This is a genomic window from Nocardiopsis changdeensis, from assembly GCF_018316655.1.
In the GTDB taxonomy this organism is placed as follows: domain Bacteria; phylum Actinomycetota; class Actinomycetes; order Streptosporangiales; family Streptosporangiaceae; genus Nocardiopsis; species Nocardiopsis changdeensis.
Genome location: NZ_CP074134.1, coordinates 13423 through 29245, shown reverse-complemented (window position 1 = coordinate 29245; position 15823 = coordinate 13423). Strand labels below are relative to the sequence as shown.

23 protein-coding genes are annotated in these 15823 nt (G+C 71.8%); 6 read left to right on the top strand and 17 right to left on the bottom strand.

Annotated features, from left to right (window positions below; all coding sequences use genetic code 11):
* Positions 1-213: 213 nt before the first annotated feature.
* The 14 genes from KGD84_RS32535 to KGD84_RS32470 form a co-directional block, all read right to left on the bottom strand.
* A complete protein-coding gene (locus tag KGD84_RS32535; RefSeq protein WP_220566107.1) occupies positions 214-660 on the bottom strand; it encodes a hypothetical protein in 447 nt (148 codons plus the stop codon).
* A 180-nt stretch (positions 661-840) separates the two neighbouring features.
* A complete protein-coding gene (locus tag KGD84_RS32530; protein ID WP_220566108.1) occupies positions 841-1929 on the bottom strand; it encodes a hypothetical protein in 1089 nt (362 codons plus the stop codon).
* A gap of 4 nt (positions 1930-1933) precedes the next feature.
* The gene (locus KGD84_RS32525; protein ID WP_220566109.1) at positions 1934-2368 is read right to left on the bottom strand and encodes a hypothetical protein; all 435 of its coding nucleotides are present in this window, start codon (positions 2366-2368) and stop codon (positions 1934-1936) included.
* Positions 2369-2400: 32 nt separating this feature from the next.
* Positions 2401-2988 carry a hypothetical protein gene (locus KGD84_RS32520; protein WP_220566110.1) on the bottom strand — a complete coding sequence of 196 codons (588 nt, stop codon included), beginning with the start codon at positions 2986-2988 and terminating at the stop codon, positions 2401-2403.
* Between the two features lie 31 nt (positions 2989-3019).
* Complete coding sequence (locus KGD84_RS32515) at positions 3020-3250, bottom strand: hypothetical protein (protein WP_220566111.1); 231 nt, start codon at positions 3248-3250, stop codon at positions 3020-3022.
* Between the two features lie 20 nt (positions 3251-3270).
* Entirely contained in the window at positions 3271-3699 is a 429-nt protein-coding gene (locus tag KGD84_RS32510; RefSeq protein ID WP_370634704.1) for an RRQRL motif-containing zinc-binding protein, read from the bottom strand.
* 343 nt (positions 3700-4042) lie between these two features.
* Complete coding sequence (locus tag KGD84_RS32505) at positions 4043-5143, bottom strand: hypothetical protein (protein WP_220566112.1); 1101 nt, start codon at positions 5141-5143, stop codon at positions 4043-4045.
* Positions 5144-5219: 76 nt separating this feature from the next.
* Complete coding sequence (locus KGD84_RS32500) at positions 5220-5369, bottom strand: hypothetical protein (RefSeq protein WP_220566113.1); 150 nt, start codon at positions 5367-5369, stop codon at positions 5220-5222.
* A 118-nt stretch (positions 5370-5487) separates the two neighbouring features.
* Positions 5488-5613 carry a hypothetical protein gene (locus tag KGD84_RS32495; RefSeq protein WP_255647299.1) on the bottom strand — a complete coding sequence of 42 codons (126 nt, stop codon included), beginning with the start codon at positions 5611-5613 and terminating at the stop codon, positions 5488-5490.
* Positions 5613-5894, bottom strand: a complete 282-nt coding sequence (locus KGD84_RS32490; protein WP_220566114.1) for a hypothetical protein — start codon at positions 5892-5894, stop codon at positions 5613-5615. Before KGD84_RS32490 ends, KGD84_RS32495 begins: the two co-directional genes overlap by 1 nt.
* Positions 5891-6214 carry a hypothetical protein gene (locus KGD84_RS32485; protein WP_220566115.1) on the bottom strand — a complete coding sequence of 108 codons (324 nt, stop codon included), beginning with the start codon at positions 6212-6214 and terminating at the stop codon, positions 5891-5893. Before KGD84_RS32485 ends, KGD84_RS32490 begins: the two co-directional genes overlap by 4 nt.
* Positions 6215-6295: 81 nt before the next feature.
* Positions 6296-6637 carry a hypothetical protein gene (locus KGD84_RS32480; protein ID WP_220566116.1) on the bottom strand — a complete coding sequence of 114 codons (342 nt, stop codon included), beginning with the start codon at positions 6635-6637 and terminating at the stop codon, positions 6296-6298.
* Between the two features lie 98 nt (positions 6638-6735).
* Positions 6736-7170, bottom strand: a complete 435-nt coding sequence (locus KGD84_RS32475) for a hypothetical protein (RefSeq protein ID WP_220566117.1) — start codon at positions 7168-7170, stop codon at positions 6736-6738.
* Positions 7171-7212: 42 nt separating this feature from the next.
* Entirely contained in the window at positions 7213-7731 is a 519-nt protein-coding gene (locus KGD84_RS32470; protein ID WP_220566118.1) for a hypothetical protein, read from the bottom strand.
* A gap of 167 nt (positions 7732-7898) precedes the next feature.
* Between KGD84_RS32470 and KGD84_RS32465 the strand changes: the two genes are divergently transcribed.
* The 5 genes from KGD84_RS32465 (at position 7899) to KGD84_RS32445 (ending at position 13501) form a co-directional block, all read left to right on the top strand.
* The gene (locus KGD84_RS32465; RefSeq protein WP_220566119.1) at positions 7899-8684 is read left to right on the top strand and encodes a GntR family transcriptional regulator; all 786 of its coding nucleotides are present in this window, start codon (positions 7899-7901) and stop codon (positions 8682-8684) included.
* 17 nt (positions 8685-8701) lie between these two features.
* Positions 8702-9211, top strand: coding sequence for a UTRA domain-containing protein (locus tag KGD84_RS32460; RefSeq protein ID WP_220566120.1), 510 nt, complete (start codon positions 8702-8704; stop codon positions 9209-9211).
* A gap of 366 nt (positions 9212-9577) precedes the next feature.
* Complete coding sequence (locus KGD84_RS32455) at positions 9578-10882, top strand: hypothetical protein (RefSeq protein WP_220566121.1); 1305 nt, start codon at positions 9578-9580, stop codon at positions 10880-10882.
* 87 nt (positions 10883-10969) lie between these two features.
* Positions 10970-12298 carry a replicative DNA helicase gene (gene dnaB / locus KGD84_RS32450; RefSeq protein WP_220566122.1) on the top strand — a complete coding sequence of 443 codons (1329 nt, stop codon included), beginning with the start codon at positions 10970-10972 and terminating at the stop codon, positions 12296-12298.
* 669 nt (positions 12299-12967) lie between these two features.
* On the top strand, positions 12968-13501 hold the full coding sequence (locus KGD84_RS32445) for a hypothetical protein (protein WP_260697247.1): 534 nt from the start codon (positions 12968-12970) through the stop codon (positions 13499-13501).
* A gap of 180 nt (positions 13502-13681) precedes the next feature.
* Here the strand turns inward: KGD84_RS32445 and KGD84_RS32440 are convergent, their stop codons facing one another.
* Positions 13682-14131 (bottom strand): GNAT family N-acetyltransferase, encoded by a 450-nt coding sequence (locus tag KGD84_RS32440; protein WP_255647300.1) that lies wholly within the window; start codon positions 14129-14131, stop codon positions 13682-13684.
* A gap of 2 nt (positions 14132-14133) precedes the next feature.
* Positions 14134-14427 (bottom strand): hypothetical protein, encoded by a 294-nt coding sequence (locus tag KGD84_RS32435; RefSeq protein ID WP_220566125.1) that lies wholly within the window; start codon positions 14425-14427, stop codon positions 14134-14136.
* A 446-nt stretch (positions 14428-14873) separates the two neighbouring features.
* Here KGD84_RS32435 and KGD84_RS32430 point away from each other — a divergent pair, with 446 nt between their 5' ends.
* Entirely contained in the window at positions 14874-15038 is a 165-nt protein-coding gene (locus KGD84_RS32430) for a hypothetical protein (RefSeq protein WP_220566126.1), read from the top strand.
* Between the two features lie 69 nt (positions 15039-15107).
* Here KGD84_RS32430 and KGD84_RS32425 read toward each other — a convergent pair whose 3' ends face one another.
* A complete protein-coding gene (locus KGD84_RS32425; RefSeq protein ID WP_220566127.1) occupies positions 15108-15650 on the bottom strand; it encodes a hypothetical protein in 543 nt (180 codons plus the stop codon).
* Positions 15651-15823: the final 173 nt, after the last annotated feature.

Genomic DNA, 15823 nt, shown 5'->3' with positions numbered 1-15823 from the left:
CTCGATGTCGGGCAGGGTGGCGGTGATGCGGTCCAGGGCGCGGGTGAGGTCCCGCTGGGACATGCGCGTCTTGGTCTTCGTGGCCACGGCGGGCCTCCTTCGGTGCGGTGGTGGGGCGGGTGTCGGTCACGTGGGCGCCGGACGGTGGTTCCGGCGCCCGCGTGGCGGGCACCCGCCCCCGCGCAACCGGGCGTTGCGCGGGGGCGGACAGGGTCAGTCGGCGATGTAGTAGGTCTTCTTCGTCGCGGCCGCGCGGGCGTCGGCGTGCGCGCGGGCCACGGCCTCGTTGAGGGCGACCACGGCGGTGCGGGCGGTGATCACGCTGGTGCGCGCCATCTCCACGGCCTCCTGGCCCTGGGACAGGGCGGAGATCAGCTCCTCGCCCATCCCGGCCCGGCGGGCCGCGGCGATGAGCCCCTCGTAGTGCGGCAGGATCACCGTGTTCACGAACTCGGTGTGGGCAGCCATCGCCTTCACGTCGCCGTGGTAGGAGGGCAGGTCCACCACCACGGCGGCGGCGGGCTGCTGGCCGACGATCACGGTGCTGCCGGACACCGACCCGGCGGTGATCCCCACCGAGGCCCCGCTCTCGACGACGTTGGTCGTGGAACCGCCGCCCCCGGCCGGGGCGCTGGAGGCGTTGGAGGCGTTCTCGGACATACGCGAAATCCTTCACTGTGAGTGACGATCAGGGGTGTTCGGTCGCGGGTGCGACCGGACCGCCGGACCCCCCGTTTTCGGGGCCCGGCGACCATACGAATCGGTGGAAAGTGGGACAAAGAAGGCGACCAGATCTCGTCTGGTCGCCGTCTGGTCGCGATCTGGTCGGTGACGGAGCGTCTACTGTCCCCGGGTCAGGTAGTCGCCGTCGGCGGCCCCGGGGGTGGCCGCGCGGGCGTCGGCGACCACGGTGTGGGCGCGCTCGAGCTGGTCGCGGACGGCCCGGCACTTGGCCGCCGACTCGGTGTTGGCGGTCCCCGCCGCGGACACCTGGCCCACCGCGATGTGGCCCATCTGGTGGGAGGCCATCCCGGCCGCCAGGACGTCCATGTCGGCGGCGATGCGGTCCATGTAGTCGGCGTAGCTGCCCAGGGCCCGCAGGTGCGCGGACAGGGTCTCGGCGTCGGACAGGTCGATGTGCGGCACGTCGGTGTTCTCCTTGCTGTCGGTGTTGAGGGAGGCGACCAGCTCGCGGGCCAGGTCGCGGTCGCGGGCGTCACGGGCCTCGATGAACTCCCCCAGCGCGTCGGTGAGGTCGGCGAGCTCCTCCTTCGAGGCGCCCTCGAACAAGGGCCGGTCGCCGTCGATCACCGGGTGCTTCTCCGGCTCCTGGGGCTTCTCCGGGTCCTCGGGCTGGTCCGGGGCCTGCCCGGCGGTGTCGGGCCCTTCGGTGTCCTTGGTGTCCTTGTCGCGCCCCGGGCGGGGGCCGTGCAGGGGCACCACGTTGTCGGGCACCTCACCGCCACCGCCGTCGTCGGCCGCCGGGGCCGGGCCGTCCGGATCGGCGTCCGGATCGGCGTCCGCGCCGGAGCGCTTCTGGCCGCGGGCCTTGATCAGGTCGTAGCCCCTGCTGATCAGGGACTTCTTCTCCTCCTTGCGGGCGGCGCGGGCGGCCTTGCGCTCGGGGCGCGACAGGCGCCGCCCGGCCCGCCAGGCATCGACGTCCTCCAGGGCGTCCTCCCACCAGTGCCGCGCCAGGTCCTTGATGCGGATCCGGCGCGGCTCCAGCGCCGCGGGGAGCGGCCGGCCCTCGGCCAGGGCCCGCTCCCACGCCCGCAGCCTCTCCTTGTCGGCGGCCATGCGGGCGGTGCGGTAGGCCACCGACGGCGGCGTCTGGCCCTTGAGGATCGCGGAGGTGTCCTTGATGCCGCCCCCGGCGGTACCCCAGGTGACCAGGGCCGCGATGACCAGCGCGCTGAACGGGTCCATCGGATCAGCCCCCGATCAGGGCGCTCATCAGCCCCGTGGCCGCCCCGGCGCCGGCGTCGCGCAGACCGCCGTGCAGGGACCCGATGATCCCGCCCGCGTACATCGCCGCGATCGGGGTCAACACGAAGCTGATGATCGCGGCCTTGTTGCAGGACCGGTCGACCATGAGGTCGGCGATGATGATGATCGTGCCGATCAGCGCGCCCACGCCCAGGATCATCGACGCCGACACGCCGCCGCCGAAGATCCCGCCGACGGCCCCGGCGATCGCGCCGGCCCCGAGGTTGAGGACGTAGCCGATCCAGCCGCCGACCGCGCTCGCGGCCAGCGCCAGCGAGCCCAGCGCGGCCAGGGAGATGGGCAGCCACCAGTGCTTGCCCCACTTCTTGTTGGTGAGCCAGGCCGCGGCGAACAGGCCGACGGCCGTCACGAAATACATGGTTGGTTCTCCTGTCTGTGCAGGTAGTCGGGTCAGAGGAGGTCGGTGATCGCCCCGGCCAGCGAGCCGAGCACGATCCACAGGGCCGCGGCGCCCAGCAGCAGGGCGGCGGTGCGGGCCGCGGACACCATCGACCAGGCCAGCAGGACGGCGGCGGCCATCACGGGCAGCGCCACCACCAGGCGGGCGATCTCGGCGACGCGGACCACGGGGTTCGCGGGCAGGTGGTCGCCCCGCAGGGCGTCCTCCCAGAGCTGCTTGAGGCCGGGGGTGGCCTCGTTCAGCAGGTCCGGGGGCCGCAGGTGCTCGGCCGCCCAGGCCCGCAGGGCGGCGATGCGGTCCAGGTCCAGGCCCCGGGCGTCCTCGCCCTGGGCGCCGTCCTGCTCCGGGGTGCCCTGGGGGACGTCCGACGCCGGGGCGGCGGGTTCGGGTGCGGGCGGCTCCGGCGCGGGGGCAGGGGTCGGAGGGGCCGGCGGCGCCTGCGACGGCGTGGTCGGCTCCGCATCCGGGGCGGTGGGCCGGGGCCCGGGGACGGCCCGCAGCGGCGGGGCGGCCTCGGGGGTCCGGCGGTGGTTGTGCGTGCCCGGGATCGGGGACGCGGGGTCGGGCAGGGCACCCATCGGCCCCTCCAATCAGTGGTATCGGTACAGGTCAGGCGCGGTCTGCGGGGGCGGCGGCGCCGTCCAGCAGGGCCCGCAGGGTCGTGTTCTCGGCGAGGGCGGCGGCCAGCTCCACACGGGCGGCGGCGAGTTCGGCCTCGGCCTGGTGGTGGGCGGCCGCGCTGGCGGACACCGCGTCGTGCTGGTGGGCGATCAGCTCGTAGCACTCGCCGTGGATGCGGTCGCGGACCAGGCCCGCGAGGCGTTCGAGCAGGTCAAGCATGGTGTGTTGCTCCTTTCGGCCTACGCGGCCAGGTCGACGGTGGTGGTGGCGCACCCGGTGCCCGGAGCCAGGTCGACGGTGGTGGCGCACCCGGTGCCCGGAGGGCAGGTGCGGCCCAGCGACGTGGGCAGGCAGTACGGGTGGATCTCGCCGCAGTCGCGGCACGTGTGCCGGGCCATCAAGGCCTTGGCCAGCGCCCGCTCCTTCGCGGGTGTCATCGGCCTCACCGGGCGGGCCAGGTGAACGTGGTAGAGCCAGGCGATGCGGACGCCGTCCCGGGACCCGCCGGCGCGCGAGCGCCACATGAGCTGGGCGGCCGGTTCCTGGCCGCCGGGGCGAAGGTCCAGGCGGCGGAGCTGGTAGCGGGTCGCCAGCCCGGCGGGGGCCAGGTGGCGGGGGTAGGTGGGGATCCCGTAACGGGACCCGTCGCGGTCCAGGTACTTGCTCACGGTCCTCCTCGAGGCGTGGGTCGGGCCGCCACCCATCAAGAGCAGCGGCCCGGCCGGGGGTGCGCACCACCGGGGCGGTGCGCGGGGGCGTCGATGGAATCGGTGCTGAATCGGACCTCCGGGGTTGAGGGGTGGGCAGGGTGGGCACCAGGGTTCGCGCGGCGCCACCTCACCCCCGGTTCGCGGGGGGTGGCAGTGGTTCGCGCGGCGCCGGAGCGGTGCCCGCACCCGCCCGACCGCGAGGGGCCGGGCAGGTGTGGGCACCCGCCGGAGCGGGCGGGTGGGCACCCCTGTGCACCTCCAGGTCAGGAGGGGTGCCCAGGGGTGCCCAGTCGGGTGCGGGTCAGCCCCGCATCTGCGGGGGCAGGTGGCGGTTCACGGTGCGCCGGGACACCCCGGCCTCGGTCGCGATCGCCGACACCGACGGGACCGTCCCGTCAGCGGCCAGGCGCTCGTAGGCGGCCAGCACCGCGGCCCGGTTGCGCTCGCCCTCGCCGCCCGGGGTGGGCACCCTGGGCACCGCCCGGTCGTCGACCGTGGGCTCCCGGCGGGGCGGGGCGCTCTGCGGGAACCCGAACCCCGCCGTCGCGGTTCCGCCGAGAGGCCCGGTGATCGCGGAGGCGTCGTCGGGAACCTGCTCGTTGCCGATGGCGGGCCCGGCACCGATAGGCCGCATGATCCGCAGCTCCTGCTCCAGCGCGAACCGCTGCTTGAGCAGGTCCGCGTCGGCGCGCTGGGCGGCCATCTGCGCCTCCAGCGACCGGCGCAGCGCATCCTGGCGCATCTGGTGCTCGGTCTCCTGGCGGACCCGCTCGGCGGCGGCCTCCGCCTCCTGGCGCAGCCGGTCGGCCTCCGCCTCGGCGGCGGCCAGCTCGGCCTCCGCCGCCGCCTTCGCCTTGGCCTTGGCGGCCTTGCGGCGGATCTCCGCCAGCTCCACCTCGTCGTCCTCGGTCAGGTCCGTGGACAGGGCCGCGGACCGGTCGCGCCGGCGGGCGCTCTCGGCGAGGCGGGCCAGGGTCGCCGCGGCGTGGCTGTGGGTCAGCCAGTGCCAACCGCCCTTGGACGCGACGGGGAACACGGCCAGGGCCAGCAGCACCCAGGAGCCCTCGGTGACGCCGTGGGCGATGAGCACGGCGGCGGCGGCCCCGGCCAGGACCCAGCCGGTGAGGGTGAGCAGCCGGTGGACCTGCCCGGTGAGCCCGGCCTGGCGCCACTCGATCGCGAGCAGCCACAGCCACAGGGCCTCCACACCCACGCCCAGCCCCAGGGCCAGGGCGTCGGGTGCGATGCCGGAGAGCATGTCCCACACGGTCCAGGCGGTGAACGCGGCGGAAGCGCCGGTCACCACGGTGGCGCCGATGCGGACCGGGTCGATCCGGCTCGCAACAGTGGTGTCGGGGTCGGTGGTGGTCTTCTTCGGGGTCTCGGTCGTTTCGCGCTCCATGGCGCGCTCCTTCCAGATCAGGTGTGGTTGGGTGGGGAGTGCGAGACCCCCGCCAGGACGAGTGGCGGGGGCCTCGTCACGTCCGGGAACGGCGTGCGAACAGGCGGCGGCGTCGGAATCGCTGGGGTCGGGCGGCGTAGCCCAGCAGCGGCCCGGTCCGCGCCACCAGCAGCAGCGGGGCGCCGACCACGGCCACCGAGGCGGCGGCGATGATCAGGCCGATCACGACCACCACCCCCACAGGGAGGGCCAGGGGCCGCCCTGGAGCCAGCGCAGGGTGGCGCAGTCGCGGCCGGACCAGCAGGCGCTACAGGTGGACCGGTGGAACTCGATGTCGGCGGCGCTCATCGGGAGGCCCCGCAGACCATGCACACGTACTGGGCGCGGGGAAGGTGCTCGAACTCCATCGGGACGCCGCAGTGGATGTAGGTGACGCGGCAGGCCAGGCGGGCCAGGCAGCGGGAGAGCATCAGGCGGCCCTCCCGTACTGGTCCGGGTCGTGGTCGTCGTCGGCGGCGTCCCAGTGGCGGGTTCCGCACCAGCAGCGGGGCGGCCAGGCCAGCGCCGCCCACGCGGAGATCACGACCGTGCCGTACAGGGCCGCGATGATGACCCAGACCCCGGCGGTGCCCGCCAGGATCAGCCACCACGCGACCAGGACCGAGACGGCCATCAGGCCCCGCAGCACACCCTCGATCGGGCCGCGGACCATCACGGCGTCGTACCAGTAGCCGACGAAGTCCCTGATCATGCGGCCCACCGCCCCATGGCCTCGTCGGCGCCGTCGACCAGGTCGTGCACGTAGTCGGCGTAGGCGTCCACCCACTCGCGGATCGTGGCGGACGCGGCCTGGATGCCGGCCTCCAGCCCGTCGGGGTGGTCGGCCATCGGCTCCGCCAGCTCGTCCAGCAGGGTCGCGGTGATGTCGGCGGCCGCCGTGGTGCGGGCGGCGTGCTCCTCGGCGGTCTCGCCGGGCAGGTGGTCGGCGTGCAGGTCGGGGTCGGTGAGCAGGTGCTCGATGGCGGTGGTGTCGATCTCGGCGGGGCCGGAGAACAGGGTGGAAGCGGTCATCGGTACTCCTGTGGGTGTGGGAGAGCCCCGCCCGGTGGTGGGCGGGGCTCGCGGTGTCGGGGGAATCGGTGGTGTCCTCGGTCAGACGGCGGCGGCCAGCCGGGTCACCTGGGCCGGGGAGGCGTCCGCCGGGAGGGCGCCCGGGACGGTGACCAGACCGGCGTGGCCGATCACAGTCCAGCCGCCGGTCTCGTGCCAGCCCAGGGCGTGGCCGTCCGGGAGGGTGACGATTCCGGCGCGGCCGGGGTCGACGGTGTCCAGGTAGTAGGAGCAGGCGATCGCGGCGTCGGAGACCTCGATCTCCTCCTCCAGGGCCTCCCAGGCGGCCGTCGGGTCGGTCCAGGTCCAGCAGTCCTGAGCGTCGGGGATGGCGCGCCAGGCGGCCTTGATGTAGTCCTCGTGGTCGATGGTGGTCGCGGGCATGGGCGGCTCCTCGTCTCGTGGGTGGTGTCGGACCCTGCGGTCCCCGAACCCCACCGGCAGGACGGGCCGGTGGGGAACAGGCGCCCCAGGGGCGGCGGTCAGGCGGTGGCGCTCACCAGCACGTCGTCGACGCGCAGCCCGGCCAGCTCCGCCTCCAGTTCGTCGACCTGCTTCCCCAGGGAGATCGAGTGGCCCCGGGGCTCGGGGCACCGCTCCTGGATCTGCGGCTGGGCCTCCAGGACCTCGATCCGGTACAGGCACATCTGGAGGAGGGACAGCGTCGCGTCCAGGGCGGAGGACAACAGGTCCTGGTTGCGCTGGGCCCAGGCGATCTCGGTCTGGAGGCGGACGATCTCGGGGGTGGGCGCCGGCCGGGCCGGAGCGGGGGCGGGGGTGTCGAACTCGGCGAACAGGTGGTGGTCCTTGGAGCCCGGGGCGGGCCACAGAACCTCGGGCTCGTCGAAATCGGACCAGTCGCTCTCGGGGGCGGGCGTCTGCGACAACGTCGTGGGCCTGGGGCGAATCCTGGACATAGCTGTCCCCTCTCGGGTGTGTCGGATGTGTGGTGGTGCTGGTCAGGCCGCGTCTGCGGCGGCGTATTCGGCGTTCCAGAGCCGGACGCGGCCCCGGGGGGTGAGGAGGGCCAGGGGCACCACCCGGGCCAGGACCCGGCGGCCCTCGGCGGGGGTGGACCAGGCAGCGGTCAGGCGGGCCGCGGCGTCGTCGTCCTCCAGGACCTCGCCCAGGTCGGCCTGGACCGAGGCGGCCAGCTCCTCGGCGGCCTCGCGGCCGGTGAGCGGCTCCTCCCGGACCGGGTAGTCCGGCAGGGCGGTCTGCGGGGCGTCCGGGGCGGTGGGCTCCTCGTAGATCCGCACCCCGGCGATGCGCTTGGCGTCCGGGTTCGTGGGAGTGGGGGTCTCGGTCGGAATCCGCTCCGGACCCCACATCAGGTCCGCGGCCCGCCGACCACCCAACCGCTCGATGGCGCAGGCGATGTGCCAGTCGGCCTGGGTGGTGCCGCCGCCGCGGATCACGCGGATCACGTCAGCGCGGGGTGCGCCGGTGGCCTCCACTACCTCCGCGATCGACAGCATCACGCCTCCTCAGGGCATAGCTCACCTGTTACAAGCTGGGCTCTTGCAACTTTCCCTAGCTCCCTAGTGAAAGTTGCTGACACGACTCTAAGCTCGGGTACCGTTACTCGTCAAGACTTTCCCTAGGGGTGTTGGGAAAGTGGGGTGATCCATGGAAGGATGTCCGTATGCCGATCAACCCGTCCGATGGACGATCCCCTGTTCAGCAGGTTGCTGATGACCTGCGAGCAAGGATCGAGAGCGAGGACCTGGGCCCAGGGGCACAGCTCCCGGTGACCCATGTCCTCGTTTCGCACTACGGCGTGTCGCACGACACCGTGCGGCACGCCATCGCCAGGCTGAAAGCAGCTGGCTTGGTCGAGACCAAGCGGGGCAAGGGGACGTTCGTCCGCCGCACGCCGCCCATGAAGTGCCTCGGCGCGGAGCGCTACAGCCGGTCCAAGCGGGCCCAGGGCAAGGTTGCGTTCATCGCGGACCGGGAGGAGGCCGGCAGGGGCTGGTCACGCGACGACCAGACTCAGAGCGTCCGGGAGTGTTCCGCGACGAAGGAAGTGGCGAAAGCCCTCAAGATCGCCGAAGGGGACCCCGTCATCGAACGTGCCCGAGTCGTAGTCGACAAGGGGGAACCCACCCAGATCCTCACCAGCTGGTACCGCCGCGAAGACGTAGAGGGCACGCCCATCATGGACCCGTCCCCCGGCCCGGCCGGGCACGGTGGCGGCTACTCCGCCCTCGATGATCGCGGCATCGGTCCGGATGAGATCCAGGAGGAAATCTCCGCCCGTATGCCCACCGCAGAGGAGGAGAAGGTTCTTCACCTCCTGAGTGGTGAGCCGGTGTTCGACCTGAAGCGCACCGCGTTTGACGCCACGGGACGACCGGTTGAGTACGCCCGGGGCACCTACCGAAGCAGCCATTTTGTCTGGTCCTACCGATTCAAGGTCCCGGACTAGAACCCAAGGGGGAGAGCATGATCGAAAGAACCGCGAGCAACCGCATGGCGGCCCGTGACCAGCGAGGTTTCTACGGCGACTTGGAAGACGCGGGAGTTCAGCCCGACGTCGAAACGAAGGTTCGGAGGAGTGAGCTCAACGGTCCCATCGCTGACCGCCTGGGAGTCCCGCAGGGCACCGAAACGGTGGTGCGTTCCCGGCGGATGAGCGGCGACGGCCAGCTCCTCCAGACCGCGGTGACGTACCTGCACCCGGCCGTGGTCGACCAGGTCCCGCAGCTCGCCGAGCTGAACACCGGTGCGGGCGGGATGTACGCGCGGATGGAGGAGGCCGGCCACAAGCTGCGCCAGCAGGACCGCGTGTCGGCGCGTGTGGCTGACGCCGAATGGCAGGAGCTGTTCGGTATCAGCAGTGACGTGGCCGTGGTGGTGATCGAGCGGATCACACGGGGAACCGACGACCAGGTCCTGGAGATCACCGAGATCGCCGCACCCGCTGACCGGCAGGTCTTCGTCTACGACCTGTAGAAGCTTCACTCTGAACAACAGACCCCGGGTGGCCTTCGCCATCCGGGGTTCTTTTCGCGCTTTGGTGTGACTTGGGAGGCCCAGCAGCCCAGCTGTCACCCCTGGAGACGCGCGATTCCAGTAGGGTCGTCCCCACGTCACGTGGTGGGGGACTGACCACCTTCACCACTCCAGACATGACGAAGGCCCGGCGACCAAACCGGGCCTCGTCCAAGACAAGCTGGTTGCTCTCGCGAAGCAACACGGTACTGCTCGCCCCTGATGATAGACATCGGCCACTGTAGCCGAACGGGGAGCGATCGGGCACCTTTTGGGTACCCGAAAGTGCTGTGACCTGTGCGAGGGCTGCCTAGAAAGCGGACCCCCATGAGTGTTGAGGCCTACGCCTACGTGCGCCGCCTCTCCTTCGGCAAGATCCCCGGCCGCAAGCTCATCCTGGCCAATCTCGCCGACACCGTCGACAACGACACCAAGTCCTGGGCGATCAAGCCCGACACCTTGGCAGCGGACTCCGAGATGGAGACCCGCCAGGCCCAGAACCACCTCAAAGCGCTCACCGACACGGGCTATCTCTCCGTGTTGGAGTGCTTCAACGAACAGGGCAAGCAGACCGTGAGTCGTCTGCGTATCCACGGCCCGTGGGACCTGTGGGGCGGCACCGGGCGGCCCTTCCCTGAAACGGAGCGTCCCAAGAAGGACCGGCGCCTGGACTCCTACACCGCTCGTGAGGTCACGGCTGAGGATCGAGCCGAACTTCGTCGGCGGTTGCAGGAACTGGCCGACCGTGAGGGGTTCTTCAAGGACGGGCTTCCCCGTGCACGCTGGCGGCTTGGCTCCCGCGCCCACTCGCTCGTGTGCTGGTACGGCCTCGGCAACACCGTGGTTCACGCAGGCAAGAAGGCCACAGTCGTGGAACTCACCGACCGCGAGGGCAAGAAGAAGGCCCCGCTGCGCGTCCGTCTCGACTACGGCAACGGTCCCACCACGGCATGGGTCGGGGTGGATGACCTGACCGACCCAACCGTCATCTCCGCAACCCCCTCCGAGGAAAACCGCATTTCGGAAGGGGTGCAGCCCAGTGCACCCTCCCCCGTTGGTGGGGTGCAGCCCAGTGCACCCCATGGGGTGCAGCCCAGTGCACCCCATGGGGTGCAGCCCAGTGCACCCCTTCCTCATCAGTCCTTGTCAGCTCCTCGTCATCAGGTGTCACAGGAGGCTGCGAAGGCTCCCGCCCGTGCCGGGTCGGGCTGGGTTGATGAAGAGGAGGAGAAGCCTTCGGCTAAGAACGGCGAAACCGCTGCGGAGATCGTGATGCGCCGCACCGATGCGACGAAGGAGGAAGCGGAGAAGCTCATCGAGTCGCTGCTGGAACATGCGCGCCGCCGTGGGCGCCCGGTGGGCTCTCCAAGCTCCTACATCAACGGTTTCCGCTTGGAGGACCTCACCTACCGTCTTGGCGAGATTAGGCGTGAGCGTGCGCCTCAGGGCCGCGCAGGCACATCCGAGCCCACGGGCCCCGACGCGGTGTGTGCTGAGCACCGCGAGCCGCTGGACTGCCCGGTGTGCGCGTTCCTGCACCCGCGCATGGCCCAGCTGCTGCTCAACCGGTTCGGGCCGGTGCGCCGTCCGGACCTGGCCGCCCGCCTGGCACCCGCCGACGCTTCTTCCTGATTCGACCCCCGGAAACACCACAGGGGCCGGACGCTCAGCTTGCAGGCGACGTCCGGCCCCTCCCACCCATGGGATGGAGACACCAGCATGACCGATACCGACGAAACCCGCATGCCCCCGCACGACCTCCAGGCCGAACAGGCCGTGCTCGGCGGGATGATGATCTCCGCCGACGCCGCCGTGGACGTCATGGCGGTCCTGGCGGCCGGACACTTCTACCGGCCCGCACACCAGGTCATCTACACCACGATCTGCTCGCTCATGGACCAGGGCGAGCCCGTCGACATCGTCTCGGTTAACGCCGAGCTCACCCGCCGCGGTGAGTCCGCCCGCACCGGAGGGTCCCTGTACCTGACGACCCTCACCAGCGCGATCCCCACCGCCGCGAACGCCGGCTACTACGCCCGCATCGTGTTCGACCACGCCCTGCTGCGCCGCCTGATCGAGGTCGGCACCCGCGCGGCCCAGCTGGGCTACGCCGCCCAGGGCGACCCGGTGGACCTGGTGGACGCCGTCCAGGGCGAGATCCTCGCGATCACCCAGACCCAGACCAAAGAGGAAGACCCGCTGCCGGCCGACTACCTGCCCGCCGCGATGGACCGCATCGAACAGCGCGCAGCCAAAGGCGGCGGCCTTCAGGGTTTGGCGACCGGGTTTGCTGACCTGGACGCCCTCACCAGCGGCCTGCTGGCCGGGCAGATGATCGTGATCGGCGCCCGCCCGGCAGTCGGCAAGACCACCCTGGCTCTGGACATGGCCCGCGAGGCGGCGTTCCGCGGGGGGGAGACCGTGGCGTTCTTCTCCCTGGAGATGGGCGAGGAGGAGATCGTCGACCGGATGCTCTCAGCCGAGGCACGGGTGCCATTGCACGGCATCAAGTCCGGGATGGTGGACGACTACCACTGGGAGGCGATGCGGGCAGCGATGCCTGTGATCAGCGACTCGAAGCTGGTGATCAAGACCGGGGTGAGCCAGCTCGCCCAGATCCGCGCGGCGTGCCGACGCATCAAGCGGTCCCTGGGGCTGCGGATGGTGGTGATCGACTACTTGCAGCTGGTGCAGACCGACGGCCGCTACGACAGCAAGCAGCAGGAGGTCACCGAGATCTCCCGCGCATTGAAGCTGCTGGCCCAGGAGCTGGGGGTCACCGTGGTGGCACTGTCCCAGCTCAACCGCAAGTCCGAGGACCGCGCCGACAAGAAGCCGCAGATGTCGGACCTGCGTGAGAGCGGCGCGATCGAGCAGGACAGCGACATCGTGATCCTGTTGCACCGCGAGGATGTGCACGACAAGGACTCCCCGCGGGCTGGGGAGGCGGACCTGCTCGTGGTCAAGCACCGCAACGGCCCCACCGCGGAGATCACCGTGTCGTTCCAGGGGCACTACAGCCGCTTCCGGGACATGCCCCAGGGGTAGCCCGGCGCCTCGTCGTGTTCGGGAGGGGGTAGCCGCATGGGTGCGGCTACCCCCAGGAACGTCGACCGGTCGACCCAGCCCTACGCGCGCACGCGCGAGGCCGGCCCCGGCGTGAATAGGAATGCATAAAAGACCGGCTGCCACCGCAGATGCCGGACATACCGCCTCGGTATAAAACACCTCTCACCAGCGCAGATGCCGGTCGGATTGCTATGCGGAGCGCTAAAAAGTTCCGGTCCAAGCCCACCAACGCAGGCACCTGCACGACCCGGTCGCCCCGCCTCTCCTGCGCAACCCGTTGCGTGTCCCGGGCCGGTGAGCGGTGCCGCGCAACGACCTGCACCCGGCGAAATCCAGCGGAAACCCGGCATTCCTCGCGCGCGGGCGCGCACGCGACCCCCGGATGATCTACACCGTCCAGGTGGCGGCCCTGTTTGCTTCGCCCCGATCGGTCGCCGGCCTCCATCGCGCGCGCCAACGCCGAAAACGCGCGCGGGCGTCGGGGAGCTGGTGTTCGCCGGGACCGTCCAGAACGCCCGCCTTGACGGTGTAGAGATCTCAGATGCCCTCTCCCGCACCAAAGGCCCTTGGTCAGGGTTGCCCCTTCCCCAGGTCGGGAACGTGTCGGGCGTTGCGGTCAGCCACCCCCAGACCCTGAACGGAGCCGCCGTGGGCCTCTTCGACCGACGACCCACCCCCGAGCAGCAACTCGCCCTCCAGGAGGAGCAACGCCGCCAGGCCGCCGAGCACCAGGCCCTCATCGACCGCCACGCACAGCAAGCACAAGCGCGCCGCATCCGCCAGGTCCGCGTCACCGCGGCCGACATCCCCGAGATCAAGAGCATCTGCCTGTCGGCCCTGCACGCCATGAACCCCCCGGGGATCTCGCTTCAGAGGATCGCGATCAGCGAAGCCAAACTGACTCGGGGCGGGATGATCGTCCGCGGATTCCTCCACGGCTACACCATCGACTACAGCGACAAGGCGCCAGCCGAGATGCGCCGGGCCCTGGAGGACCTGGGGTTCGTCGTGGGCAAGAACTTCGGCCGCGACGGTGTGATCGTGACCGGCTGGGACCCCCGCCACTACGAGGGCGACCAGCTCACCGCCGCCCGGGTCCAGGTCCGCGTCACCGAGCTCCGGGAGGTCCACGAGGAGCTGCTGGAACTGGAGGCCTCCCAGGTCGACGTCCGGGACGCCTGAAACGCCCGCCCCGGCCGGGAGACGACACCTGGCCGGGGAACCCCGGGAGGGTGCTGGGGAGGGGCGTCTCGATCCCTCGCGCCCTGGGCGTTGCCGAACACGCGGGTAGGCCCGCATGCGCGCCGACGAGTTCCCCGGGAAATATCCGCGGCCGCCCGTCAGGCCGGTGCCGCACCGGAGTCATACCGCGTGCCTGCCGCACGGCCTGGGCGTGGTCCACCGGCCCATCACCGGCCACGCCTCGCCGGGGTCGTCCACCGGCTCCCATCCGGCCGACGCCAACCACGCGGCCCGCGCCTCGACACCGGGGCCCTCGTCCGGTGCGGCGAACAGCCACTGCACTCCAGCCTGGCGGGCCCTGGAAACGAACATGGCCAGCAGCGTGTGCCCGTACCCCCGACGGCGGGCACCGGGGGCGACGACGACGGCCTGGACGTAGCCGTGCGGCGGCGGGCACGGAGCCCCGGGCCCGGGGTAGGCGCCGGCCAGCGTCCCCGACAGCCACCCCACCACCTGTTCGTGGTCGTCGACGGCGACCAGGACCAGCTCGCCGTCCGGGGTGTAGGCGGACCCGGCGCGGGCCGCGGCGGCCGCCAGGGCGGGCCGCTCCCCGGGGTGTGCGGGGCGCACCTTCACAGCAGCGCCGTCTGGCCGGGCACCTGCTCCTGCGCCTGGCGGCCGCTCCCCAGGCACCTCCGGCACGTGACCGGCCCGGCCGACGCCACCAGGCGCAGCGGATCCACGGCGGCGTGGCAGCCGACCGCGGGGATCTCCACACCCGCCCACATATGCGTGTCCAACCGGTGCACGACCTCGCCGCGGCCGATCCGCACCCCGGCCGCGCCGGCCAGCTCTTCGCGTCGGCGGCGGAGCACGGCGGCCAGGTGCTCGACATCGGACGGCGCGGGGGCGGTGTGGTCGGTCATGCGTCCAGGATCGCGCACGGGTCCGACCGGGTCAGTTCGCGTTGATCCACGCCAGCAGCAGGACCAGGCCCACGATGATGATCACCTGGGTCGGCCAGTCGCTGAACTGGCCCTTGAAGTTGCGCGGCATGGCGGCTCCCGGGGGCGAGGGATGGGAGAGCCGTTCTACCGGGAACCACGGGGCTGGCGGGGCCCCTGTCCCGATGTGGCCACACGCACCTCCCCGGGGACTCCTTGTGGATCGTGACTGCCGGGACCCCTGTCCCCGCATGACCTGATCGGGCCTAAAGTCCCTGATCAATGCATGTGCAGATGCACGTGCGTAATGGTCGTGGGGCGCGGTACATTCGCCGTATCCGCCCGATCAGACGTCCGCTCGGGGCCGCCTGGCGCCCTCTCGTGCGCGGGGCCGGTCCCGGTCCCGCTCCCCGAGCGAGGAGATCGAGATGCGGATCCCGTGGAAGCGCCCCGGCAACGGCGAGGGAGACGACGGCGGGCGGCCGTGGTGGCTGTGGCGCCTGGCCGCCGATGCCGCCCGCACGCTCCTGGCTGTGGCCAGGACCCTGCTGTGGCTGTGGCGCGAGAGCGGGGAGGGGCCGACCGGCCACTAGGTGACCGGCCGGTCCTGGGAGGGCCTGCGTGTGCGTCCTGGAAGACAGCGCGGGCCCTCACCCACCAGCCTAGCCAGCACTGGCCCTCACCGCGGCGGAGATCTGCTCCCACACGGGCGCCCCGATGTAGGGGCGTGGAGTCCATTCACCGTCCCCGGCCGGGCACCGGCCCCGCACGATCTGTCCGTCCCACAGCCACACCAGGCCCTCGTCGCGGCCGCACACCGGGCACGCCACCCGGCCGTCGGCGCCCTGCAACGCCACCCCGGCTGTCTCCTCCGCGTCGGGTGGGACGGCGCCCAGGTGCTCGCCCAGAGCGTCGGCGGCCGCCAGCGTGTGCACGTGGGGCATCACCCGCTCCCAGGACCGGACAGCGGCGTCCAGGAGCGCCCGCTGGTAGACGGTGGCCTCGGCCGGGAGGCGGAGCGGCATCACGACCGCGCACCGGTGCGCGCGCGGGTCGCCGGCCTCCTGCACCAGCCACGCCAGCACGGTCTCGATGAGGTCCACGTCCACGCCCTCGTCGGGGTCGACACCCGGCTGGCGGGATTCGACGCGGTGGCGCCACAGGGCGGTGCGCGCGACGGTCACTGCGTCGGGCCAGGACAGCATCAACGGGCTCCTCCAGGCGGGACAGGGGGGTGATTCCCCTGGGAGTCTGCCAGAGCCCCCCAGAAGGCGCTCAGGGGGTTGTCCGGGGCCGGTGCCGGGATCCCCAGACCCGTACAGGAAGCGAGCGGCAGCACCCTCCCGGTGAGCCGGACAGGCCCCGGAGGAGTCCCCTC

What these genes read in the sequence shown, in the direction of transcription:
- KGD84_RS32460 (WP_220566120.1), top strand. Translation starts at nt 8,702, where the DNA reads ATGATCGAAAGAACCGCGAGCAACCGCATGGCGGCCCGTGACCAGCGA.
- KGD84_RS32520 (WP_220566110.1), bottom strand. Translation starts at nt 2,988, where the DNA reads ATGGGTGCCCTGCCCGACCCCGCGTCCCCGATCCCGGGCACGCACAAC.
- dnaB (WP_220566122.1), top strand. Translation starts at nt 10,970, where the DNA reads ATGACCGATACCGACGAAACCCGCATGCCCCCGCACGACCTCCAGGCC.
- KGD84_RS32470 (WP_220566118.1), bottom strand. Translation starts at nt 7,731, where the DNA reads ATGCTGTCGATCGCGGAGGTAGTGGAGGCCACCGGCGCACCCCGCGCT.
- KGD84_RS32525 (WP_220566109.1), bottom strand. Translation starts at nt 2,368, where the DNA reads ATGTATTTCGTGACGGCCGTCGGCCTGTTCGCCGCGGCCTGGCTCACC.
- KGD84_RS32465 (WP_220566119.1), top strand. Translation starts at nt 7,899, where the DNA reads ATGCCGATCAACCCGTCCGATGGACGATCCCCTGTTCAGCAGGTTGCT.
- KGD84_RS32495 (WP_255647299.1), bottom strand. Translation starts at nt 5,613, where the DNA reads ATGCTCTCCCGCTGCCTGGCCCGCCTGGCCTGCCGCGTCACCTACATC.
- KGD84_RS32515 (WP_220566111.1), bottom strand. Translation starts at nt 3,250, where the DNA reads ATGCTTGACCTGCTCGAACGCCTCGCGGGCCTGGTCCGCGACCGCATC.
- KGD84_RS32480 (WP_220566116.1), bottom strand. Translation starts at nt 6,637, where the DNA reads ATGCCCGCGACCACCATCGACCACGAGGACTACATCAAGGCCGCCTGG.
- KGD84_RS32490 (WP_220566114.1), bottom strand. Translation starts at nt 5,894, where the DNA reads ATGATCAGGGACTTCGTCGGCTACTGGTACGACGCCGTGATGGTCCGC.
- KGD84_RS32485 (WP_220566115.1), bottom strand. Translation starts at nt 6,214, where the DNA reads ATGACCGCTTCCACCCTGTTCTCCGGCCCCGCCGAGATCGACACCACC.
- KGD84_RS32505 (WP_220566112.1), bottom strand. Translation starts at nt 5,143, where the DNA reads ATGGAGCGCGAAACGACCGAGACCCCGAAGAAGACCACCACCGACCCC.
- KGD84_RS32535 (WP_220566107.1), bottom strand. Translation starts at nt 660, where the DNA reads ATGTCCGAGAACGCCTCCAACGCCTCCAGCGCCCCGGCCGGGGGCGGC.
- KGD84_RS32435 (WP_220566125.1), bottom strand. Translation starts at nt 14,427, where the DNA reads ATGACCGACCACACCGCCCCCGCGCCGTCCGATGTCGAGCACCTGGCC.
- KGD84_RS32455 (WP_220566121.1), top strand. Translation starts at nt 9,578, where the DNA reads ATGAGTGTTGAGGCCTACGCCTACGTGCGCCGCCTCTCCTTCGGCAAG.
- KGD84_RS32475 (WP_220566117.1), bottom strand. Translation starts at nt 7,170, where the DNA reads ATGTCCAGGATTCGCCCCAGGCCCACGACGTTGTCGCAGACGCCCGCC.
- KGD84_RS32425 (WP_220566127.1), bottom strand. Translation starts at nt 15,650, where the DNA reads ATGCTGTCCTGGCCCGACGCAGTGACCGTCGCGCGCACCGCCCTGTGG.
- KGD84_RS32530 (WP_220566108.1), bottom strand. Translation starts at nt 1,929, where the DNA reads ATGGACCCGTTCAGCGCGCTGGTCATCGCGGCCCTGGTCACCTGGGGT.
- KGD84_RS32430 (WP_220566126.1), top strand. Translation starts at nt 14,874, where the DNA reads ATGCGGATCCCGTGGAAGCGCCCCGGCAACGGCGAGGGAGACGACGGC.